Annotated in this window: 20 protein-coding genes and 1 riboswitch; of the genes, 9 read left to right on the top strand and 11 right to left on the bottom strand. The window is 64.7% G+C overall.

Going from position 1 to position 23,074, the window contains the following annotated elements; translation table 11 throughout:
• Positions 1-9 precede the first annotated feature (9 nt).
• Positions 10-2,637 (bottom strand): GDYXXLXY domain-containing protein, encoded by a 2,628-nt coding sequence (locus ELS24_RS00325; RefSeq protein WP_127183072.1) that lies wholly within the window; start codon positions 2,635-2,637, stop codon positions 10-12.
• 62 nt (positions 2,638-2,699) lie between these two features.
• Between ELS24_RS00325 and ELS24_RS00320 the strand changes: the two genes are divergently transcribed.
• The 5 genes from ELS24_RS00320 to ELS24_RS00300 all read left to right on the top strand — a co-directional run bounded on the left by ELS24_RS00320 (position 2,700) and on the right by ELS24_RS00300 (position 8,992).
• Entirely contained in the window at positions 2,700-5,315 is a 2,616-nt protein-coding gene (locus ELS24_RS00320; protein ID WP_127183071.1) for a DNA topoisomerase III, read from the top strand.
• A gap of 175 nt (positions 5,316-5,490) precedes the next feature.
• On the top strand, positions 5,491-6,549 hold the full coding sequence (locus ELS24_RS00315; protein WP_127183070.1) for an ABC transporter substrate-binding protein: 1,059 nt from the start codon (positions 5,491-5,493) through the stop codon (positions 6,547-6,549).
• A complete protein-coding gene (locus ELS24_RS00310; RefSeq protein ID WP_050447425.1) occupies positions 6,549-7,319 on the top strand; it encodes an ABC transporter ATP-binding protein in 771 nt (256 codons plus the stop codon). Before ELS24_RS00315 ends, ELS24_RS00310 begins: the two co-directional genes overlap by 1 nt.
• A 13-nt stretch (positions 7,320-7,332) precedes the next feature.
• A complete protein-coding gene (locus tag ELS24_RS00305; RefSeq protein WP_050447469.1) occupies positions 7,333-8,187 on the top strand; it encodes an ABC transporter permease in 855 nt (284 codons plus the stop codon).
• 25 nt (positions 8,188-8,212) lie between these two features.
• Complete coding sequence (locus ELS24_RS00300) at positions 8,213-8,992, top strand: SDR family oxidoreductase (RefSeq protein ID WP_050447424.1); 780 nt, start codon at positions 8,213-8,215, stop codon at positions 8,990-8,992.
• A gap of 232 nt (positions 8,993-9,224) precedes the next feature.
• Here the strand turns inward: ELS24_RS00300 and ilvB are convergent, their stop codons facing one another.
• On the bottom strand, positions 9,225-11,051 hold the full coding sequence (gene ilvB, locus ELS24_RS00295) for a biosynthetic-type acetolactate synthase large subunit (RefSeq protein WP_127183068.1): 1,827 nt from the start codon (positions 11,049-11,051) through the stop codon (positions 9,225-9,227).
• 93 nt (positions 11,052-11,144) lie between these two features.
• Here ilvB and ELS24_RS00290 point away from each other — a divergent pair, with 93 nt between their 5' ends.
• Positions 11,145-11,615, top strand: a complete 471-nt coding sequence (locus ELS24_RS00290; RefSeq protein WP_050447422.1) for an Lrp/AsnC family transcriptional regulator — start codon at positions 11,145-11,147, stop codon at positions 11,613-11,615.
• 7 nt (positions 11,616-11,622) lie between these two features.
• On the opposite strand, the gene ELS24_RS00285 is transcribed toward ELS24_RS00290, so the two are convergent.
• Complete coding sequence (locus tag ELS24_RS00285) at positions 11,623-12,543, bottom strand: bestrophin family protein (RefSeq protein ID WP_127186213.1); 921 nt, start codon at positions 12,541-12,543, stop codon at positions 11,623-11,625.
• Between the two features lie 115 nt (positions 12,544-12,658).
• On the opposite strand from ELS24_RS00285, the gene ELS24_RS00280 reads away from it, so the two are divergent.
• Both ELS24_RS00280 and ribB read left to right on the top strand, forming a co-directional pair.
• Positions 12,659-13,300 (top strand): SET domain-containing protein, encoded by a 642-nt coding sequence (locus ELS24_RS00280; protein WP_127183067.1) that lies wholly within the window; start codon positions 12,659-12,661, stop codon positions 13,298-13,300.
• 86 nt (positions 13,301-13,386) lie between these two features.
• A riboswitch (FMN riboswitch) is annotated at positions 13,387-13,541 on the top strand.
• A gap of 113 nt (positions 13,542-13,654) precedes the next feature.
• The gene (gene ribB, locus ELS24_RS00275) at positions 13,655-14,368 is read left to right on the top strand and encodes a 3,4-dihydroxy-2-butanone-4-phosphate synthase (protein ID WP_127183066.1); all 714 of its coding nucleotides are present in this window, start codon (positions 13,655-13,657) and stop codon (positions 14,366-14,368) included.
• Between the two features lie 38 nt (positions 14,369-14,406).
• On the opposite strand, the gene ELS24_RS00270 is transcribed toward ribB, so the two are convergent.
• The gene (locus ELS24_RS00270; protein WP_127183065.1) at positions 14,407-15,612 is read right to left on the bottom strand and encodes an MFS transporter; all 1,206 of its coding nucleotides are present in this window, start codon (positions 15,610-15,612) and stop codon (positions 14,407-14,409) included.
• A gap of 150 nt (positions 15,613-15,762) precedes the next feature.
• Here ELS24_RS00270 and ELS24_RS00265 point away from each other — a divergent pair, with 150 nt between their 5' ends.
• Positions 15,763-16,428, top strand: coding sequence for a TetR/AcrR family transcriptional regulator (locus ELS24_RS00265; RefSeq protein WP_127183064.1), 666 nt, complete (start codon positions 15,763-15,765; stop codon positions 16,426-16,428).
• Positions 16,429-16,476: 48 nt separating this feature from the next.
• Here the strand turns inward: ELS24_RS00265 and ELS24_RS00260 are convergent, their stop codons facing one another.
• The 7 genes from ELS24_RS00260 to ELS24_RS00230 form a co-directional block, all read right to left on the bottom strand.
• The gene (locus tag ELS24_RS00260; protein WP_127183063.1) at positions 16,477-16,986 is read right to left on the bottom strand and encodes a nucleoside 2-deoxyribosyltransferase; all 510 of its coding nucleotides are present in this window, start codon (positions 16,984-16,986) and stop codon (positions 16,477-16,479) included.
• Positions 16,987-16,991: 5 nt separating this feature from the next.
• On the bottom strand, positions 16,992-17,561 hold the full coding sequence (locus tag ELS24_RS00255) for a flavin reductase family protein (RefSeq protein WP_127183062.1): 570 nt from the start codon (positions 17,559-17,561) through the stop codon (positions 16,992-16,994).
• A 40-nt stretch (positions 17,562-17,601) separates the two neighbouring features.
• Positions 17,602-18,213, bottom strand: a complete 612-nt coding sequence (locus ELS24_RS00250; protein WP_127183061.1) for an NAD(P)-dependent oxidoreductase — start codon at positions 18,211-18,213, stop codon at positions 17,602-17,604.
• A gap of 197 nt (positions 18,214-18,410) precedes the next feature.
• Entirely contained in the window at positions 18,411-19,337 is a 927-nt protein-coding gene (gene panE, locus ELS24_RS00245; RefSeq protein ID WP_127183060.1) for a 2-dehydropantoate 2-reductase, read from the bottom strand.
• 167 nt (positions 19,338-19,504) lie between these two features.
• Positions 19,505-21,082, bottom strand: a complete 1,578-nt coding sequence (locus tag ELS24_RS00240; RefSeq protein WP_127183059.1) for a type VI immunity family protein — start codon at positions 21,080-21,082, stop codon at positions 19,505-19,507.
• Entirely contained in the window at positions 21,079-21,906 is an 828-nt protein-coding gene (locus ELS24_RS00235) for a VRR-NUC domain-containing protein (RefSeq protein ID WP_127183058.1), read from the bottom strand. Before ELS24_RS00235 ends, ELS24_RS00240 begins: the two co-directional genes overlap by 4 nt.
• Before the next feature lie 196 nt (positions 21,907-22,102).
• Complete coding sequence (locus tag ELS24_RS00230) at positions 22,103-23,017, bottom strand: DedA family protein/thiosulfate sulfurtransferase GlpE (RefSeq protein ID WP_127183057.1); 915 nt, start codon at positions 23,015-23,017, stop codon at positions 22,103-22,105.
• Between the last annotated feature and the right edge of the window lie 57 nt (positions 23,018-23,074).

Genomic DNA, 23,074 nt, shown 5'->3' with positions numbered 1-23,074 from the left:
GGTGATTCGCTACAGCGGCTGCAAGTCCTCGCCCAGCATCCGCACCAGCAGCGCTTCACCGTTTTCAGCCACGCGCAGTTCGCCGTAACGCGCGACCTCATAGCGCTTGGCCTGGCCTTCGGGAAAGAAATACGCATTGGTGACGATACGCACGCCCCGATCGCGGACGCGATAGCGCAGCGGCACTTCGTCTTCGGCATGCGGCTGCGCGTCGGGTTGGATGCGCAGCGGCGTGGCGACCCCACGCGCATCGGCCTGCAACATCACATAGCCGTCGGGCTCGAAACCCAGAACAGAGTCATCGTCCACCGGGCGGTCGGCGCTGAGCCGCAGACGCGTGATGTCCCGGCTGGCCGCGAAGTTCAGCGCCATGTAGTCGCCCTGCATCAACGACCGGGGGTCGACCGGCGCCAATTCCAGAATCACCACCTTGCCCGTGGCCAGCAGCTTTTCGCGCTGCCAGATGCCGCCGTTGGCCACCACCAGCACCAGCGCCAGGCCGCCCAGGATGGCCAGCGTGCGCCAACGCAACAGCGCCGACACCGGCGGCAGCGGCACGCGCCGTTGCGGCGCCTGCGTGCGCATCAACCTGGGCACCAGCCACACCAGGCCACGCAGCACGAACAGCAGCAGCGCCCCGCCGCCCAGCCACAAGGCCTTTTGCAGCAAGGGCACATCCAGCTGGTAGTAATAGACGCCCAGGTAAGCCAGCAGGCTCAAAACCCCGAAAATGACCAGGCGCAATTGATTCAGCCCAAAACCCAGCAACAGCCAGGCCAGCGCGAAGCCCACGCCCGGGCTGGGCAACCAGAACAGCGCCAGCACCAGCAGGGCGATCGGCACGCCCCAGGTCACCCCGGCCGTCAGCACATGGCGGCGCGGCCATAGCACCGCCAGGGCAGCCGCCGCCGGCAGCAACGCGCCCGCCACGACCAGGAAAGCGCCTTGCGGGTTCAGTTTCCACATGGCCGGCAGATGCAGGGCCGAAATGCCGCCCGCCAACCACACCATGCCCTGCACGGACAGCAAAAAGGCCCAGGCCAATGGCTCGAGCGCGTGGCCGCGCTTGCCGCCCACGCGGTGGCTCCAGGTCAGGATGACGGCGGTGGCCCAGGCGCCGATCACGGCAATGGGCAACCAGACAAAACCAGCGCGACCCGGGTCGAAATAAAGCCAGGCGTCCAGCAGATCGTCACGCATCAACTCCGGCGACAAGCCGCGCCAGATCAAGGCGGCGCCCGCCGCCGCGATCATCAGGCCCGATAGAAAGCGCAGGATCACGTCTGGCCCCAGCGCGTAGATCACCGCCGCCAGCAACAGCACGAAGAAGCAGGCGCTGGTGAACGACGTGGAACTGGACAAGCCGTAGATGATGAGGATCTGGCCGGTGAAGGCCATTGCCGTGCCGCATTGCCGCCAAAATGGCCCGGCGTCGCTGCGCAGCACCGCCACGCCCGCGCCGCACAGCACCAGCCCGGCCACCAGCGCCGCCTCGTCCGACGTCACAATGCCCGAGAACGCCACGAACACCAGCAGCAGCAAGGTCGCCAGCCAGGCGCTCAGGCCCAGCAGGCATTGCACATACCACGGGGGTTCGGCATGCGGCGTGGCAACGGGCGCCAGTTGCACCACGGCGGCGCCGGAATCACCCGGCTCGACGGCATTGCCCGCCGAGGCCGCGGCCGGTTCCGCGTCCGCGGCGGCCACGGGCGCCTGCGGTTCAGCCGCCAGCCTGCGCAGCCAGCGCGCCGCCAGCACCGCTTCGGCCATCAGCAAGGCAGCCAGGGGCAGAGCGGCCCACACGCCGGGCTCCAGCCGCAGCAGCCATTCGCCCACCACGCGCAGCGACACGCAGATGACGCCCGCCGCCAGCATGGCCAGAATGACCAGGTCCAGCCGGCCGCGCTGATAGTAAAGGCCGAGCCCCACCGTGGCAGCCAGCCAGGCGATGCCGTGCAGCGAGCCCACCCCGCGCAGGATGAAGTCGCCGAACATCAGCGACAGCACCAGGGCGCTGATGGCGATGGCGGCCAGCACGCGCGGGCCGATCAAGGTGCTGGCGCGCCAGCGGCGTGCCGCCAGTTCCCAGCCCAGCAGCAAAGTCAGGTTCAGGGCCGCCATGATCAGGTTGGGCAAACCCGTGCCGTCGTAGATGGCGTACCAGGTGAAGACGCGCTCGCCCAGCCACAGGGCAACGGCCATATTCAGCACCAGCGCCCACAACAGCCACACCGCCTGGCTGGCTGAGGCCAGCGCCCAGGGCAGCAGCAGAACCGCCCACCAGGCGAACAATTCCCAGGTATCGGCGCCAGTCTGGTAAGTTTGACCCAATAACGCGAGCAAGGCGCCCAGCAAGATGCCGGCCAAAGCCAGAAGCGCGCCAGGGACGCTGCGCCGCACGCCAGGCTTGCCGCGTAGGCGCAAACCGGCCCAGGCCGCGGCCAGTGCCGCAATGGCCAGCAAGCCTTGCGTGCCGGCAAAGCGTTGCACTTTTGTCATGTCCTGCCAGTTGGCGGCGACCCAGCAAATTGCAGCGCTGCCCAGCAGCAAAACGCCTAGCCACAGGGTGCTTCGCGCCAAGAATTGACGCCAAGCGTGCAGTTCGGATCCCGCTTGCCTTTCAGTGCCGACTTGCATCTGGCGAATCTCCGATCTTATTATCCGCGCTACTAAGGCGGGACTACCGCCACTGGATACACATGAATAAAACGCTGATTATTGCCGAGAAGCCCTCGGTGGCCCTTGATATATCACGCGCCTTGGGAGGCTTTGCGCGCGAGGGCGACTATTTTGAAAGCGAACGTTACGTACTCGCGTCCAGCATCGGCCACTTGCTGAGCTTGGTCGCGCCCAATGATCCGGTCAAGGGAAAGTGGAGCTTTACGCACCTGCCCGTGATTCCGCCGGAATTCGAATTGGGCCCCACCGACAAGAAATCCGCGGAACGCCTGAAGCTGCTGGTCCGCCTGGCCAAGCGCAAGGACGTGGACGCCATCATCAACGCCTGTGACGCGGGACGCGAAGGCGAACTGATCTTCCGCTACATCATTCAGTACGCGGGCGTGAAAAAGCCGATTCAGCGCCTCTGGCTGCAATCGATGACGCAGGCCGCCATCCGCGAAGCCTTCGCCAACCTGCGCGACGACGCCCAGCTGAAACCGCTGGAAGCGGCCGCCCGCTCGCGCGCTGAAGCCGACTGGCTGGTCGGCATCAACGGCACGCGCGCCATGACCGCCTTCAACAGCAAGGACGGCGGCTTCTTCAAGACGCCGGTCGGCCGTGTGCAGACGCCCACGCTGGCCATCGTGGCCGAGCGCGAAGAGCGCATCCGCCGCTTCGTGCCGCGCGACTACTGGGAAGTGCGCGCCACCTTCATCGCCGCCGCCGGCCTGTACGAAGGCCGCTGGATCGACCCGCAGTTCAAGAAAGACGACCGTGACCCGGAAAAGCGCGAATCGCGCCTGTGGTCGGCCGCCGCCGCGCAAAGCGTGGTGGCCGCCTGCCGCGACCAACCGGGTAACGTCACCGAGGAATCCAAGCCGTCGACCCAGATGTCGCCGGCCCTGTACGACCTGACGTCGTTGCAGCGCGAGGCCAACGGCCGTTTCGGCTTTTCGGCCAAGACCACGCTGGCGCTGGCCCAGACCCTGTACGAACGCCACAAGGCGCTGACCTACCCGCGTACCGATTCGCGCTACCTGCCCGAGGACTACATCACCACGGTGCAGGAAACGATGCGCGCGCTGGCCAAGGGCGGCTCGAACGCCGTGGGCGGCCTGTCACGCCACGCGGACACCGTCGTCAGCCAGCAGTGGGTGAAGCCCAACCGCCGCATCTTCGACAACAAGAAGGTGTCGGATCACTTTGCCATCATTCCCACGCTGCAGATCCCGCACGACCTGAGCGAAGCCGAGGCCAAGCTGTACGACCTGGTGCTCAAGCGCTTTCTGGCCGTGTTCTTCCCCGCCGCCGAATACCGCGTCACCACGCGCCTGACCGAAGTGCAGGGGCATCGCTTCCGCACCGACGGCAAGGTGCTGGTCACCCCGGGCTGGCTGGCCGTGTACGGCAAGGAAGCCCAGGGCGAAGACGCCAACCTGGTGCCGGTTGCCGACGGCGAAACCGTGCGTACGGAAGACGTGGAAGCCGTGGGCCTGTCGACCAAGCCGCCCGCCCGCTTCAACGAAGGCACCTTGCTGTCCGCCATGGAAGGCGCGGGCAAGCTGGTGGACGACGAAGAACTGCGCGAAGCCATGTCCGAGCGCGGGCTGGGTACGCCGGCCACGCGCGCCGCCATCATCGAAGGCCTGCTCAACGAGGTCTACCTGCGCCGCGAAGGCCGCGACCTGGTGCCTACCGCCAAGGCGCGCCAGTTGATGACGCTGCTGTCGGGCCTGGACGTGACCGAACTGACCTCGCCCGAACTGACGGGCGAGTGGGAACACAAGCTCAAGCAGATCGAGCAGGGCGGCCTGGGCCGCGAGGCCTTCATGCGCGAAATCGCGCAGATGACGCAAGTGATCGTCAAGCGCGCCAAGGAATACGAGCGCGACACGGTGCCGGGCGACTACGCCACCTTGCAAACGCCGTGCCCCAAGTGCGGCGCCGTGGTCAAGGAAAACTACCGCCGCTTCGCCTGCACCGCCTGCGACTTTTCAATCGGCAAGCACCCGGGCGGCCGCACGTTCGAACTGCCGGAAGTGGAAGAGCTGCTGGCCAAGCGCGAGATCGGTCCGCTGCAAGGCTTCATCAGCAAGATGGGCCGTCCGTTTGCCGCCATCCTGCGCATCAGCGACGAATACAAGCTGGAATTCGACTTCGGCCAGAACGACGAAGACGATACCGAAGCGGTGGACTTTTCCGGCCATACGCCGGTGGGGGCCTGCCCCAAGTGCCAGTCGCGCGTGTTCGAGCACGGCATGAGCTACGTGTGCGAAAAGTCGGTCGGCCCCGAAAAGACCTGCGACTTCCGCTCGGGCAAGGTCATCTTGCAGCAAGAGATCTCGGCCGAACAGATGGGCAAGCTGCTGGGTAACGGCCGCACCGACCTGCTTGAAGGCTTCGTGTCCAGCCGCACCAACCGCAAGTTCAAGGCCTTCCTGGTGCGTCAGCCCGACGGAAAGATCGGCTTCGAATTCGAACCGCGCCCTGAAAAGCCCGGCCGCGCCCCGTCCAAGACCGCCGCCAAAACGGCAACAAAGACGGCCGCGAAAAAGGCCCCGGCCAAGAAAGCCGCGGTAAAGAAAACGGCAGTAAAAAAAGCCGCCGTAAAGAAAATCGCCGCCAAAAAAGCCGCCCCCAAAAAGACCCCGTAGGATGGGTGAAGCGCGATAACCCGGAAAGAAGAACCCAACCGCAGAACGCGCGTAACCCATCACACACACCCCCAAAAACGCCCGGCCCCACCGGGCGTTTTCCATTGTTGCCCCCCGACCCCCTGCGTTATCGTCTACCCCAAAACAGCAACACCCAAACTCAACCGAGGACGACATGACCCATAGCCCCCGCTTCACCACCCGCCGCCGCATGCTGACCGCCGCCGGGGCCTTGGCCGGCGTTAGCCTGCTTGATGGCCGCATCGCCTTCGCCCAGCCCAAGCTGGGCCGCGTGGCCTACGGGCAAGGCAGCATCGACCCCTTCTTCGCGGCGGGCTACGTGGCCTTGAAAAAGGGCTACTTCGGCGAAGGCGGGCTGGACGTTGAATACCTGAATTCGCAAAGCGGCCCGCGCACCAACCAGTTGCTGGCGGCGGGCCAGATCGTGTTCGGCGCCACCGCCGCCACGGCCGCCCCCGCGCTGACCATCGCCGGCAAGGCCGCCACGCTGGTGTTCGGCTTTGACCGCAAGCTGACCTACGCCAACATCATCGTGCGCCGCGAAGACTTCGACAGCGGCAAGATCAAGTCGCTGAAGGACCTGGCCGGCAAGCGCGTGGGCGCCACGCAACCGCAGTCCAGCACCTGGCTGATGGCGCTGTACCTGATGCAAAAGGCCGGCGTGGCCGACAAGGTCGACATCCGTCCGCTGGGCGACCTGGCCACGATGCTGGGCGCGCTGAAGACGGGTTCGGTTTCCGCCAGCATGGCCACCATGTCCATGATGGAACAGGCCCGCCAGGAAGGCTGGGGCGTGCCAATATTCGACGCCACCACCGAAAGTTCATGGAACGAATTCATGGGCGGCGACGTGCCGGGCATTGCCGCGCTGACGCTTGAAGACACCATCCAGAAGCGGCCGGAAGTGGTGCAGGCCTTTGTGACCGCCATGGTCAAGGCGCAAGACTTCATCACCGCCAACAGCGCCGCGGGCGTTACCGATGTCATCTATGACGACTACCTCAGCGCCTTTCCGCGCGCCGCCATCGAAAAGACACTGGGCGTCTACAAAGACACGGTGTTCTTGAAAGACAACCTCATCACCGAAGACGCCTACAACCGCATGACGGCCATTATGGGCGACGGCCGCCAGTTCTCGAACGACGAGATCAAGACCGTGCCTTACGCCAAGTGCGTGAACATGAGCTTCGTGCGCAAAGCGCGGGGCCTTTGATGATTACGCTGGACAAGGTTGGCAAGGCGTACCAAACCCGCCAGGGCACGACGCACGCGGTGGGCGAGGTCAGCCTGACGATCGAGGCGGGCGAATTCGTTTCCATCGTCGGCCCCTCGGGATGCGGCAAGAGCACGCTCTTGAACATGATCGCGGGCTTTCTGCGCCCCACTACGGGCACGATCCAAGTAGACGGCCGGGTAGTCGACGGGCAGGTGCCGCCCGCGCTGGGCTACATCTTTCAGAAAGACACGCTGCTGCCTTGGTTCAGCGTGAAGAAGAACGTGGCGCTGGGGCTGAAGTTCCAGGGCGTGGCGGCCGACAAGATCGAACGCCGCGTGGCCGAACTGCTGGAACTAGGCCACCTGAGCGCCTTTGCCGACGCCTTTCCGCATCAGCTATCGGGCGGCATGCGGCGGCGCGTGGCGCTCTTGATGAGCCTGGCGGTGGAGCCGCGCATCCTGCTGCTGGACGAGCCCTTCGGCGCGCTGGACACGCACACCAAGACGCACCTGCATCGCGAACTGATGGAGATCTGGCGCAAGCTGGGCCAGACCATCGTGATGGTCACGCATGATCTGGACGAAGCCATCCTGCTGTCTGACCGCGTGGTGGTGCTGTCTGGCCCGCCCAGCCGCGTGCTGCTGGACGAGCGCATCCGCATCCCGCATCCACGCGACGTCTTCACCTTGCGCGAAACGCCGCAGTTCGTCTCTCACGTGCAAAGCCTCTGGAGCGTGCTGGGCCAGCAGTTCCGTGCCGCCGCCTGATCCGATTCGCACCATGATTTCAACTGAAACTTCCGATTCGCTGCAGGACCAGCTGCGGCTGGACCGCCGCGCCGGCGTCAAGCGCCGCGTTCGCATCACCTTGTGGCAAGTGCTGATTCTTGCCGTCATTCTGGGCTCGTGGGAAACGCTGACACGCATTCCCTGGTTCACGCAAAACACCCTGTTCGACCCCTTCTTCATCAGCCAACCGTCGCGCGTGGCGGTGCGGCTTTGGGAATGGATGCAGCCCGGCCCGCGCTCGGTCTGGCCGCATCTTTGGCTGACCTTGCAAGCCACGATGGTGGGGCTGGTGGTGGGCGTGGGCAGCGGCTTCATCGTCGGCATGACACTCAGCCGCAGCCGCTTTCTGGCCGACGTGTTCAACCCCTTCATCGTGGCGTTCAATTCCATGCCGCGCATCGCCTTCGTGCCGCTCATCACCATGTTCTTCGGCCTAGGGCTGGCGTCCAAGGTGGTGACGTCGTGGTTCGTGGTGTTCTTCCTGGTGTTCTTCAACACCTACAAGGGCGGGCGCAGCGTGGAACGCGAACTGGTCGACTTCTGCCGCACGCTGGGCGGCTCGCCGCGCCAGATCCTGTGGCGTGTGCGCATCCCGACCGCAGCGGCCTGGACGTTTGCCGCCTTGCCCAATGCCATCAGCTTCGCGCTGATCGGCGTGGTGCTGGCCGAGTTCGTCGGGTCCACCACGGGCATGGGGTATTTGATGATCACCGCGCTGGCCACGCTGAACGCCACCGACATGTTCGCGGCCGTGACGCTGCTGTCCATCGTGGGCATTGTGTTGGTTTATTGTGTGACCTGGCTGGAACGGCGGCTCTTGCATTGGGCGCCGGAGTTCAGGGAATGACGATGAAAAAATCGGGGCATCATTGATGAGCACACTTCCATATCTGCGTAACTTCGACTTGACCGGACAGGTCGCGCTGGTGACCGGGTCCGCGCGCGGGCTGGGCTTTTGCATTGCGCGCGCGTTGGCGGGTTGCGGCGCGCGTGTCTTGATCAACGGCCGCAACGGCGCGTCCGTGGACGCCGCCGTGGCCGAGCTGACCAGCGCGGGTTTGGACGCACATGCCTTGCCCTTCGATGTCAGCGACGATGCCGACATGGAACGCGCGTTCCGGCGCATTGACGACGAACATGGCCGGCTGGACGTGCTGGTGAACAACGTGGGCGCCCGCAACCGCAAGACGCTGCGTGACACCAGCCCCGCCGAAATCCGCGACTTGATCGATACGGATCTGGTGGCCGGCATGCTGTTGGCGAAGTTCGCCGCCGAGCGCATGATGCGCCAGGGCGGCGGCCGCCTGATCGCCATCACGTCAGTGGTGGGCGAGCTGGCGCGCGCAGGCGACGCCGTCTATCCCGCCGCCAAGCAGGGCCTGACAGGCATGGTGCGGGCATTGGCGGCGGAGTTCGGCGGCCACCACATCACCAGCAACGCGATCGCGCCGGGTACGTTCGCCACCGAGACGAACGCGGCCATGGTGGCGGACCCGAATTTCGGTCCGCGTATTGCGGCGCGCAATCCGACGGGGCGGTGGGGTGAGCCCGAGGAAATCGCCGGGGCGGCGGTGTTTTTGGCGTCACCAGCGGCGTCGTATGTGAACGGGCACGTGTTGGTGGTGGATGGGGGGTTGTCGATTCAGTTTTGAGGTGATGGGCGTTTTTGTGGCGATGATGGGTTGCGCGCGAACGCGGGCATCGTGGAACAGTTAGACCGGTGCGCGCTTCACCCATCCTACAGAGACAACGACGGTCGTTCACAACGCCGCGTCATCGCACGGCGAATGCCGTGCGCCACCTCCGTAGGATGGGTGCAGCGCGAAATCATCTCGCCGCGCACGGTCACGCCCATCGCGCGAACCCATCACCCCCGCCAAAAACTCAGGTCGTCTCGTCCTGATACCAAACCCCTTCGGCCAGCATCATCTTCTGATGCCCGTGCCCCGCAGGCATCATCGGAAAGCAATTTTCCTGCGCCGTCACCGCCACGTCCAAAAAGTAAGGACCATCGTGCGCCAAACATTCGGCCAGCGCCGCGTCCAGCTTTGCCGGATCATCCACGCGCGCCGCGCCCCAGCCGAACGCGCGCGCCAGCGCTACAAAATCGGGCAATGACGCGTTATAGCTGTGGCTATACCGCCCGCCATGGATCAGCTCTTGCCACTGGCGCACCATGCCCATGTAGCCGTTATTGCACAACACGACCTTCACCGGCGTTTCGTGCTGCATGGCGGTGGACAGTTCCTGAATGTTCATCAACACCGACGCATCGCCGCTGACGCACACCACCGTCTTGTCCGGATGCGCCACCTGCGCGCCAATCGCGGCCGGCACGCCGTAGCCCATCGTGCCCGCGCCACCCGACGTCAGCCAACGGTTCGGCTTGTCGAAACGCAGGTATTGCGCGGCCCACATCTGATGCTGGCCCACGTCGGTGGAGACGATCGCATCGCGGTCGGCCAGCGCGGCGTTCAGGCTTGCCATCAGGTGCTGCGGAAGGATCGCATCGGCGGCGGGCGTGAAGCCCAGGCAGTCCTGCGCGCGCCACGTATCAATACGCTTGAACCAGGGGGCCAGCCGCGCGGCGTCCAACGGCGCATCGCCCATTTCGGCGCGCAGCGCGCGCACCAGCGGCAGGCAGTCGCCCACCAGCGCCACGTCCACGCGCACCACCTTGTTGATGGAAGCGGGGTCGATGTCGATATGGATCTTGCGCGCATGCGGGCAGAACTCGGACAGCTTGCCGGTGATGCGGTCATCGAACCGGGCGCCAATGCATACCACCAGATCTGAGTTATGCATGGCCAGGTTGGCCTCGACCGTGCCGTGCATGCCCAGCATGCCCACAAACTGCGGGTCGGACGCGGGGAAGGCGCCCAGCCCCATCAGCGTCAGGGTGCAGGGCGCGCCGGTGTGGCGGACCAGGTCGGTGAACGCCTCGCAGGCTTCCGGGCCGGCATTGATCAGGCCGCCCCCGCCGTAGAAGATGGGCCGCTTGGCCTGGGCGATCAGCGCAGCGGCGCGGCGCACGGCCGACTGCGGCAGCTTGGCCGCCAGCTTGCCGGACTGCCGGCGCGCGCGCAGCGCGGCCAGCTTTTGCTGCGACGGCAAACCCGGCACATCGTCATCCGCGTCGCGCGGCACCGCCAGTTGCACGTCTTTCGGAAAGTCCACCAACACCGGGCCGGGGCGGCCCTGGCGGGTCAATTCAAATGCACGCGCCACCACATTGGCCACGTCGTCCACGGCGCGGATCTGGGTATTCCACTTTGTGACGGAACGCGAAATGCCGATGGCGTCGCACTCTTGAAATGCGTCGGTGCCGATGGCGGCCGTGGCCACCTGACCGCTGACGCACAGCACCGGAATCGAATCGCACATCGCATCCAACAGGCCCGACGTGGTGTTGGCCATGCCGGGGCCCGAGGTCACGAACACCACGCCCGTGCGGCCCGTGGTGCGGGCGTAGCCTTCGGCGGCATGCACGGCGGCCTGTTCGTGGCGCACCAGCACGTGGCGCAAGCGCGGCTCGGCATACAGGGCGTCGTACAGCGGCAGGACCGCGCCGCCGGGGTAACCAAAGACCGTGTCGACCCCGTTCGCAATCAAGGTGTCCAGCAGAATCTTGGCCCCGTTTGCAGGGGGGGTTTCAGTGGCGGCAAGCGCGGCGGTGGCGGTGGGGTGCAGGCGATCGTTCATGCTATCTATCTTATTCGGAGCGGCGAAGAATTTTTATCTTCTTTTCTACTAATCAGGGCCATCCAGAGTAAATTCATCTTTGATTTTGAGGAATCAAAGAAAATGAACCTGGACAAGTTTGATCTGGCCATTTTGAAGGTCTTGCAGGACAACGCGCGCGCCAGCCTGAATGAAATCGGCGCGGCGGTGGGGCTGTCGTCCACCCCGTGCTGGAACCGCATCAAGCGCATGGAGGGCGCCGGGGTCATCCGCGGCTACACCGTGGACATCGATCCGGCCAGCCTGGGCTTCATGGACACGGTCATCGTCCACGTCACGCTGGAAAGCCACAGCGAAGAAACGCTCTACGAGTTCGGCCGCGCCCTGGCGGCCATACCCGAGGTGCTGGAAGCGTTTCTGGTGTCGGGCGACTACGACTATTACATCCGCATCGCCGTGCGCGACACCCGCGACTACGAACGCCTGCTGCGCGAACAGCTTTACCGCATCCCCGGCATACGCCACAGCAAGTCGTGCTTTGTGCTGCGCCGCCTGAAAGAAACCATGCTGCCGCTGACGGGGCCCGTGGGCTAGGCAGCCATCAGCGCAGGATGAAGTCTTCAGGCACCGCGGCGTCCGGCAACGGGCGCACGCCCAGGCCTTCCAGCAGGTCGATCTCGATCACGCGCGCCAGGGCCGACAGCGGCAGGTCGTTCTCTTCCAGGCCGAACGGGTCTTCCAGCTCGTCGCCCAAGGCATCCAGTCCGAAGAAGGTGTAGGCGATGATGGTGACCGCCACGGGCGTCAGATATTCCAGCGTGCCCACCAGGCCGAAAGGCAGCAGCAGGCAGAACAGCCATGCCGTGCGATGCAGCAGCAGCGAATAGGCAAACGGACAGGGCGTGAACTTGATGCGTTCGCAGGCAGCCTGGATGGCGGCGCACTGCGCCACCCGCTGGGTCAGCGCCTGGTAGAGAATGTCGCTGAGTTCGCCGCGCCGCAGACAGCCGGCCAGGTCGCGGTTGATGGCCATGAGCAGCGCATCCGGCACATTGCGGCAACCGGCAAGCGTGTCCAGCTCGTCTTGTTGCACCCAGGGGCGCACGGCCTGCACCATGTCCTGACCGCGCAGCCGCGCCGCCAGCCCGTAGCCGAAGCCGATGCAGCGCCGCACCAGCCGTTCCTGAATCGGATTGCCCGTGCTGGCGGCCAACAGCACCGCGCTTTCGCGCGCCAGGCTGCGCGCCTGCACGATCAGGTCGCCCCATTGCTTGCGGGCTTCCCACCAGCGGTCATAGCAGACGTTGTTGCGAAACCCCATGAAGACCGACAGCGCCAGGCCGAACAGCGAAAACGGCACCGCCGTCAGGTGCGCGGGCGAAAACCATAGTCGGTGGTACATCCACACCACCACGCACGACAACAACGTGATGACAAGGATCTTGCCGACAATGCGCGGGATGATGGAACCGCGCATCACAAAGAACAAAGCCAGCGCGGAGGGACGCGGACGGACGATCATGATGAAATCAACCAAGGACAAGGCGGCGCCAACTATACGCCTGTGATCCTGTCACGGGCGCGTCGATATAATTCTGTTTCCTCTCACGTGCCCACCCGTCTCCGCCCACGCCTACATGACCACCGAAGCCACCCCGATCAAGCCCTGGCATGTTGTTCGCCGCTCGAAGCTGCATGGCAACGGCGTCTTCGCCGCCCGCAAGATCCCCGCCGGCACACGCATCATTGAGTACGGCGGCGCGCGCATCAGCGCCAAGGAAGCCGACCGGCGCCACCCGACCAACCCCGACGACCCCTTCCACACCTTCTTCTTCGCGCTCAGCTCTGGCCGCGTGATCGACGGCGGCGACGAAGGCAATGACGCCCGCTGGATCAACCACTCCTGTGAGCCCAACTGCGAGGCGCAGGAAGGCAAGCACGGCAAGCGCGTGTACATCGTCGCCTTGCAGGACATCGCCCGCGGCACCGAGCTGTCGTATGACTACGGCCTGGTCCTGGATGGCCGCATCACCAAGGCGCTGAAGGAAGGCTACCGCTGCCTGTGCGGCACGCCGCCGTGCCGGGGCACGATGCTGGCGCTGCCGAAAAAGAAGGCGGCGAAGAAAGCGCCGGAGGCAGCTAAGAAAGCAGCGGCTGAGAAGGCGTCGGAGCCAGTGACCGATAAGGTGTCGCAGCCGGCGACGAAGGCGCCCACCAAGAAGACGGCGACCAGGAAGACGACGACCAAGCCCGCCCAAGCCGACAAATCCGTCCCCTGAAAATCCGCGTTCACAATCCCGCCCGGCCTGTTCCGCCATCCGCGCGGACAGGCGTACAATCGCCGATGTCGTTAACACGACATGCAGTACGTCTTCAGGGCGGGGTGTAATTCCCCACCGGCGGTATGCCATGCAATGTGGCGAGCCCGCGAGCGCCCGGCGTCCTTCACGGACATCGGGGTCAGCAGATCTGGTGAGACGCCAGAGCCGACGGTCATAGTCCGGATGAGAGAAGATGTGCCGGCACAACACCCCGTTATCCGGGCGCCCATGCGCCTGGAACGTCGTATTGCGTTCGGCTGTCGATTAGCCCTGAAACGTTTTTCGCCCACTTCATTTTGCGAGAGCGTTTCAATGTCCAACCTCAATACCCCGCAGTCCCTTCCCAGCCTGGCTTCACAACCCTTTGCCGCCCGCTTGCAGCGCGCGCTGCATCATCTGCGCCTGGGCCGTCCGGTCATCCTCATGGACGACTTCGACCGCGAAAACGAAGCCGACCTGATCGTCGCCGCCGACAAGCTCACCGTGCCCGTCATGGCGCAGCTGATCCGCGACGGCAGCGGCATCGTCTGCCTGTGCCTGCCCGGCGAAACCCTGGACCGGCTGGCACTGCCGCCCATGGTCACGCGCAACCAAAGCCGCTTCGCCACCGCCTTCACCGTATCGATTGAAGCGCGCGAAGGCGTCAGCACCGGCGTGTCGGCGGTTGACCGCGTCACCACCATCCGCGCCGCCATCTCGCCGTCGGCCCAAAGCGACGACATCGTCAGCCCCGGCCACGTGTTCCCCCTGCGCGCGCAACCCGGCGGCGTGCTGACGCGGCGTGGTCACACCGAAGGCTCGGTGGATCTGGCCGTGCTGGCCGGCCTGCGCCCCGCCGGCGTGCTGTGCGAACTGATGAACGCCGACGGCACCATGATGCGCGGCGCATCGCTGGAGCGTTACGCGGCGCAGCACGGCCTGGTTGCGTTGACCATTGCCGAACTGGCCGATCACCTGCAGAAGCTGAAAGACGGCAACGCCGAAGCCGTGGACGACGAAGTCCTGGAAATGGCCGCCACCGTCTAAGGGGAACCGCATCCCGTCGGGGCTGCGGCCCCGATGGGTTATTGCCCCGCCGGACGCCGCAGCGCCAGGGCTACGAACACCGCGGCCAGCGCGCATGCGCCGCCCATCGCATACACGGCGCCAACGCCTTGCGCGCCGGCCAGCCCGCCCGCCACCGGGCCGCTGATACCCAGCGCCACGTCCAGAAACGCCACATACGCCCCCATGGCCGCGCCACGGCTTGCCGCCGGCACGCGCCGCACGGCCTCGACGCCAAACGCCGGGAATGCCAGCGAATAGCCCGCACCAGTCAGACATGCGCCGGCATACGCCCACATCGGCGTGACGCTTGTCCAGATCAGCCACTGGCCCACGGCCTCGATCAGCACGCACACCAGCGCCACGCGCGCGCCGCCCAGCTTGTCAGGCAGACCCGCGAAGAAGACGCGGGCAAGAATGAACCCCACGCCGAACGCGCTGAACATCCATCCCGCTCCATCCCAGCCACGTTGCGCAAACAGCAGGCTGACAAACGCGGTGATCACGCCAAAGCCCACACTGGTCAGGGCCAGGCCCAGACCGGGCAGCAGCACCATGCCCAGCACCCGATAGAAGGGCGTGCGCACCCCACCCACGGCAGGCGCGGCGCGTTGCGGCAGCACCAGCGCCAGGGCCGCCAGCGGAATCACCACCGTTGCCCACGCCAGGCCCGCGAAACCTGAATAGGCGTACAGCCGCATGCCAGCAGGTGCGCCCAAGGCATAGGCGGCGTAAATGGCGACGCCCACCCAAGCCATGACGCGGCCCGCGTTCTGCGGCCCCACGCGGCCCACGCCCCAGCTCAACGCGCCGGTGACGATCAGGCTTTCGGCGCATCCCATCAGCGCACGGCCCGCCAACAGCGCCGTCAGCGCCGCTTGTGGCCGCGCGGACAAGGCGTCGGCCAGCACATACAGCACACCCGCCGCCGCGCCCAGCAGGCAACCTATCACCACCGCCCGCTTGGCGCCTTGGCGGTCGGCTAGCGCGCCAGCATAGGCGCGCGACAGCAGGGCGGCGGCAAACTGCAGGCCGGCCACCACGCCCACCACGAGCGCACTCATCATCAGCGTGCCAGTCACATAAAGCGGCAAGACCGGCATCGGCAGGCCGACCATGAAAAATGCAATGAACACCACCGCCACCAATGGCGACAACTGCACAAAAACAGCGCGCACGGGTACACCGGCTGCGGGTGCGGCCCCAGCCGTCGATACGTTCGACATGAGAAATCCTTGATAGGGTTGTGGCAATCCGAAACCATCGCGGAGAATTCGTCGATGGCATAATCCGCGCTTGCGGGTGAACAATCAGATCGCCTGCCCTGAATTTTATGAGCCATTGCTCAGGTTTGATACTCGCCTTTCCACGCATCCATGACCGCTATCCCTCAGCCCCGAAAATCGCCGCGCCAGCTCAGATCCCAGCACACCGTCGACACGATCCTGCAAGCCACTGCTCACATTCTGGCCACGCACGGTTACGCGGGCACCAACACCAATCTGATCGCCGAAACGGCTGGGGTCAGCGTCGGGTCGCTGTACCAGTATTTTCCGAACAAGAATGCGCTGATCGCCGCCTTGCATCAGCGGCACGACAACGACATGCTGGATGTCATTGATGAAGTGCTGAACAGCAACCCCGCCGCCACCTTGAAAGAACGCGTGGCCGCCATCGTGCAGGCCATGCTGCACGCGCACCTGCTGGAACCGGCCTTGCACCGGGTGCTTGAACGCGAGTTTCCGCTGTTCGACACACCGCGCGAGCACAGTCTGGCCGACCAGGACATCCACCGCCGAATGCGGCATCTGCTGGAGCTGCATCGGGCCGAGATCGCGCAACAAGACCGCGATCTGGCCACCTATGTGGTGCTGCGCATCATGGAATCGTTGGTGCATGCGGCGGCGTTGGAGCCGCCCGTGGGCTTTTCCACCGAGCAGCTTGAGCAAGCCGTGGTGGACGCGGTGATGGGATATCTGGGTACGCCTACGGCCAAGAAGGCGACATACAAGAAGGCGGCACACAAGAAGGCCGCGAAATAGCAGCCTGCAAAGGCTTGCCGCCGGGGATCCCTGCTTAGCGCAGGCGATTCACCGGCTGGCCTCCGCGGCCATCAGGGCCAGGCAGTCCGATGCTTTACCCACGACGATGCGCGCGCTGCACGCCAGCATCAGGTTCAAGTTCAGGCCGAAGTCTTCCACCGTATAGCCCTCGGCATCCACCATGCGCGACGCGCCGTCGTCCGCCGCCGCCCCCACCGCCACCTGATCAATCAAGGGTCCGGCCTGGCTGGTGTAGCCCCAGACCGGCTTGCCGCAGGCAATGGCGTAGCCCACCTCGAAGGCCGTGCCTGAATCCGGTTCGGCGCCACGAAAGGTATTCAGGTTGGCCATCACCATGTCGGCGCGGCGGATCAACGCGACGTTTTCTCGATAGATCCATTGCGCCAACGCGGGCCCCGACAAGTCCTTGGGTGCCGCATTATCCAACGGGAACAGGCCGTCGAACCCGTAGGTGGCGCATAGCGCCTTCAGGCGCTGGCCATGCGCCACGGCATCGGGCAGGAAGACGTCGAACCCCGCGAGATACACGCTGCGCATAAGGGCTACTCCGATTCTGAAACGTTGAAGGCTTCGCCGGTGGCAAAAAACGAACCGCCCGCCAGGTAGTGGATCGAACGCCGCTCGTCTTTGGGAAAGTGCCAGCGGTTTTTAGAGAACACATCCGGCGCGGCCCAGGCGGCGACGACTTCGCCAATGAACAAATCATAAGCCTGTTGGTTGTGCGGCTCGGGCACCACCTTGCATTCCAACCAGCCCAGGCAGTCGCTGACCAATGGCGCGCCGATCTTGCTGGCCGCAAACGTGTTCAAGCCGCAAGCCTTGAACTTGTCCACATCCCGGCCCGTTTCCGAACCCACTTTCAGCGTGGCGGCCGCCTGAGCGCGCGAAGGAATACACAGCGCGAACTCGCCGGACGCCTCGATCAATTCGCGCGTGTAGGTGTTCTTGTCCACCACCACCAGCATCTTGGCCGGGTTGAAGTCCAAGGGCATCGCCCAGGCCGCGGCCATGACGTTGCGCGCCGCGCCATGGGCACTGGTGACAAGCACCGAGGGCCCATGGTTCAGAAGCAGATAAGAGCGAGGCAGTTCGACGGGTTCGATAGGGGACATGGGGTCGCGGGGTAGGGTTGCTGGCTTCAGGGCGCCGACTTCAATACCCGACCGTGAAGCGGCGTCGGGAGTGTATAGGGGACTCGATTTCATCGACCAGCGCAATCGCGTAGTCTTCCATCGAGATCCAGCTTTTGCCATCCTCGTCGGCCAAGAGGGTGTCATCGCCAACCCGGAATGCCCCGGTACGCTCGCCGGGTTCAAACATGGCCGATGGCGACAGGAAGGTCCAGTTCAGCACTTTTTCCTGGCGCAGCGTGTCCAGGAAGACGACGCCCGCGCGCGCCTCGGGCTTGTACGCGTCCGGGAATTCGGGGGTGTCGATCAGCAGCATGCCGGGCGCCACTTGCAGGCTGCCCGCGCCGCCCACCACCAGCAGGCGCGGCACGCCCGCGTTCTTCACGGCAGCCAGCAGCGGCTTGGCGTCGGTGGACACAAAGCGCGTGGCGCTGACCACCGCGTCGTGGCCGGTCAGCAGGGGGGTCAGGGTTTCGGGGTCGGTGGCGTCGCCCTGTTGCACGGTCAAGCCGGGCTGGCTGTTGACGTCGGCCGGATTACGGGCGATGCCGGTCACCTGGTGGCCGCGCTTGAGCAGTTCGTCCGCCACTCGCGAGCCTACGCGGCCCGAAATGCCGATCAATGCGATTTTCATGGTCTTGCTCCTTAAGAGGGAAACCGGGGCGGCTGGCGGCGCACCACGCGCCTTTGCCCTGCGCCGCCCCGAAAGGCAATCCATACTATTCGGTCAAATCCGAACAAAAAACCCAATAAATCAGACGAGTTTTTTGCAATCCATGCATCAATAAATCAATGCCACTATGTCTCAAGGCCGCCGCCCCAGGCAGCAACTCAAGCCGCCGCGCGCTGCGCTTGATAAACCTGCAAGTGCGAATAGGCCACGCGCAGATACGTCGCATCCACGCCCAGCGTACGGGCACGGTTGACCATGTCGCCCACGATGTGATCGGCCTCGACCGGCAGGCCTTGGCGCAGATCGCGGAACATGGAGGCCGTCATGGGCTGCGTGCGGTCGCTGATCAGGTTCTGCACAAACGCATCGGCTTCAGGGCGCACGGCATGGCCGGACGCCGCCGCCACGGACTGCGATTCCTGCAACAGGCTTTTCAGGATATCGATACCGTCATCGGTGGACGCGATCTGGCCGATCGAGCCGCGCATCAAACACGTGGCGGCCGCCAGCGTGGTCAGCATGACGTACTTTTCCCACATGTCCTGATGGATGTCTTCACTTAGGCGGCTGACGTATTCGCCCCCGGCCAGCGCCTGCTCCAACGCCACGCAACGTTCACTGCGGGCCGGGCCGGCACGTTCGCCAAAGACAATATTCGCGTGCTTGCCCAAATGCACCACTTCACCTTCGGGGCCCAGCGTGGCGTTGATTTGGCACAGGCCACCCAGCACGCGATGCGGCTCGAACTCGCGGTCCAGCACGTCGTATTGCAGCACGCCATTCATGATGGGCAGCACCGCCGTATTCGGTCCGACAGCAGGGCGGATGGCGTCGATGGCGCTGGCCAGGTCATACGCTTTGCAGCTCAGCACGACCACGTCATACGCGCCCTGCAAGGTCTGTTGCGTGACCAGCTTCGGCTGCAACGTGACATCACCCAGCGGGCTCTGGATGCGCAGCCCTTGTTCACGCAGACGCGCCGCGCGCGGCTCGCGCACCAGAAAGGTCACATCCGCGCCAGCCTGCGCCGCGCGTCCGCCAAAATATCCACCGGTGCCGCCAGCACCCAAGAACAACAACCGCATTCGTCTCTCCTGTAGCCACCCGCCTGTTTTGCGGGCTGATACGGAATTATGCGCTTGGCGTGGAACATCGCCCAGCCTGGCCCAGAGGGGCAGTCCAGCGGGCGGCCAGGCCAGGCCAGGCCACGCCGAACCCGGCGTCACGGCTGAGAGTCGCCAGTGGCCTGCTGCTATTTCAAGAACCTTACCAACACCCAGGTCACGTCCTGGCCGTTGACTTGCGGCAAGATCACTTGATGCATGAAGGTCTGGGGACCCGTGGGAAATTCTTCGCACGTCCACGTTCCGGGGTAAGGGCAGGGCGCGCCAGATCGCACACGCACGGCGCTCGCGGGGGCCACCACGGCGTCGTGCATCCAGTGCCACGTTACCGATTCACCGCGATACGCCGGCAACGGTTCGTGCTCGGACACAACGCAGAGGATTTCGCCCTTCTCATCGGCCCGCCACTGGCCGGCGCGGGGCGCAAGCTGGCCGGTCTCGGCGCGACGCGCCGGCTCGGGCTCCGGCGCGCGCTGGTCTACGTCGCGCTGCCAGATGACACGCCCGCGCGACGTGTCTTGCGATATCGGCGGCGCCAGCTCGCCCGCCTTGAAGTAGCGGCGTGAATGGGTTTTCGCCAGGGTGTACCAATAGCCTTCCGACGGAATCGTTTCGCCCACAACGACGTGGGTCGGCGTGGGTTCGACCGCCGGGGCGCCAGGCACACGGCCACGGATTTCAGGTGTGGGCCAATCGCTGTCGTCATCGAACCGGCCCAGCCAACGCTGCGTATCGTGGCGGTCGAAGCGTTCGTTGGGATCGCCATCCCATTCGCCGAATCCGATCAGGTCCAGTTGCGGATGGCGGATGCGGCGCAGCACGCGGTTCAGCAACACGGGAAGTTCGGGCACACCGTCTTCGACGGGATAGAGCTCGGGCTGAGGGCCGAGTTCTATCCATTGCCCGCAACTCAAGGTGTCGACGCGAATGCGCGGGTCGGCAAGCTGCGTGGCGACGTCGTCGCGGCTTATCGAGAGCTTTTCCCGCCAGATGTCGGACAGGAAGAAGCCCCAGGTGGGCGGGCGGATGCCTGAAGGCAGTTGCGGCGTGAGTGACATGCCGAACGGGTAATCGGTATCCAGCCCGTAGAAGTGCGGGGTCAGCGCACGGTCCCACACCGCCGCTTCGGCGCGCATGCCGAATTCCAGCGGGTTGCCCATCGAGAATCCGCTATAGACTTGCGCGGGCTTCAGGCGTCCGATCGTATCGAGCACGAATCGGCGCCAGGCATCTTTGTTATCCAGCCACCATTGCCAGCGGTAGTAGAACTGGATTGACGAGTAGTTCTGTTCACGGTCACCCCGCAAATTGTGCCGCCACAGATAAGCGGAATGCGTTGGCGAACTTTGATGGTTCTTTTCGTCAGAGAACTTCACGACGAAGGCCTTTTTCAAAGGCGTTCGCCTTGCCCAATCACGTAGATCGCCAAGACGCTTTGAACCATAGGAATGTGGGCGCTCGGAATCCGGATGCGTGGCGACAGTAAAGGGGCGGCCAAGCAGCTTCTCAAATGACTCTTGCACATCGATCATCGCGAGCGTTGTCTGGAGATAATGCGTGGGCTCGTAGGTAAAGTAGAACGTCGAAAACAAGGTCGTCGACATTTCAAACATGCCGTTGTCAATTGCTGTGTGGGGCCAATTTTTTAGGTCGGTGATCATGCCGGACAGATCATCGTCGTCGATCAAAGGATGGCTGGTGCTCATCGTCCTCTCCTTGGCTTTCGATCGCTATCGCCCGCCTTTTTGGGCTGATAGCCAGTGCAATCCTCCGGCACCCGCAGGAGTGCAACTTTCCGGGAATCTCGACCCATGAGATCGAGGTAATCCTGCATCTGCGCCTCCCGCACCCAATCATTCGGAAACTTGATCTCCACCGCCGCGAACACGTTGCTAACTTCAAACGGCTGCTGCCGGTATTCCACGATCACGAGATCCGGCGCCAAGCTGCCCTTCGGCCTTGGCCAGAAGGGAAAAACCTCACTGACGCGCATGGGTTTCGTCGCGGGCTCTCCCAGCATCGCCGCCCCCGTCGTTGCGTTGTAGTTCGGTTCCGCCTTCAAGGGACTCTGCCACGACAGCAAGTCATCCACCGCTTCAAATACCAGCGATGCCGTGGTCTGCTTCAGCGCAATATCGATCGTGGTTTCGATGACCTCGCCGGGGATCTTCTTGCGTATCCGCCTGGGCACGACCAGCGGCGACTTCAACGCCCACTGGCACACCCTGCTGATGACGGGCCGGAATGGAATCTTGCGTTCGATGTACTGCTGGTACGTCACGTTTTCGCGGCGGCCGCGCGACACCGTGGCGTTGCCGCCAGTGAGCACGAACGTCGAGCTCTTGATGTCGATTTCTTCTTTCATGCCGCCAATGACATCCTTCAGGATGGTCTCGACGTCCCTTCTGCGCTGGCTGATCTGCGCCAGCGTCTCGGCCGTCTCGATGGCGGTTTGCGCGGTTTCGTACGCCGCATAGGCACGATAGGCGCGATATCCCCAGATAAGCGCGCCGACAGCGGGGGCTGCCATGGAAGACCTCCTTGCGACGGGGATACGGGAAGTCGTCCATGCGTGATGGCGCGGTGCTCCCCAGAACTCAACCGAAGCCAAGATCTTGCGCAAGGGGCGCAGGGGGCGTCTATAGGATCTTTACGATTCCGCGTGTCAGGGGCCAGGCGTCCGCCAGACGCGCGCGTCGATAGCAGTGCCTTCCAAGCCCGGCGACTCAAGCCTCGTGATTGCGTTCCATCCACGCTTCAAAGCCGCCCCGCAGCGCCCACGTCTTCGGATACCCCGCCGCGCGCAGGCGCGAAGCCAGCAGCGCGGCCGAGACCTCGTTGGGGCAGGCGCAATAGACCACGATGTCGGACTCCAGCGCTTGCGGGTCCAGCGCGGGCAAGGGCGCCTTCAGGTCCACGGCGATGGCGCCGGGTATGCGCGCGACATCACGCTGCGCGTCGGGCCGCACGTCGAAGACCAACGTGTTGCGGCCGTCCTGGCGCCATTGCATGAGCTCGTCGACGGACACGCGGGGAATGACGCGCAGGCTGCGCAGCAGAATCCGACGGCGTAGAAAACGCGCCAGGATGTACAACCCCAGCACCGCCGCCAGCACGCCCAGGCCCATCGGGCCGTAGGTGCCCAGCACGTCGAGCACATCGTTGATCACGCTGTGGAACAGCCCGCCCAGCAGCAAGCCGGAGCCCGCCCAGAGCATGGCCCCGACAAGGTCATAGAGCAGGAAGCGACGATAGGCCGTGCCGGTCAGGCCCGCCATGACGGTCGACAGCGCGCCCGCGCCGGGCAGGAACTTGCAGACCAGCAAGGCCCGCACGCCGATGCGCAAATACAGGCGCTGCGTCTGGCGGATGCAGGAGTCCTGCGACAAGGACATCTTGCACACCACGCCCAGCAACCGCGCGCCATAGCGCCGGCCCGCCACATACCAAAGCGTGTCGGCCAACAGACAGGCCACGGTGGCCGCCAGCCAGGGCGTCAGCCAACCGGCCGCACCGCCCAACGCGCCCGCCGCAATCAGCATGGGATAGGCAGGCACGGGCAGGCCCGCTTGTTCGACCAGGACGTTGGCGAACACCAGCCACCCGCCGTACTGCTCGAGCAGCAATTGAATGTCTTGCATGAATCTTCCAGCACGCCGCGCCGCGCGCGACCGAAGCGACGATTTTAATGGCGTGGC

This window comes from Achromobacter spanius, from assembly GCF_003994415.1.
Lineage (GTDB): Bacteria > Pseudomonadota > Gammaproteobacteria > Burkholderiales > Burkholderiaceae_B > Achromobacter > Achromobacter spanius_C.
The sequence above is the reverse complement of the archived record's forward strand: the minus strand, read 5'-3'. Positions and strand labels throughout refer to the sequence as shown.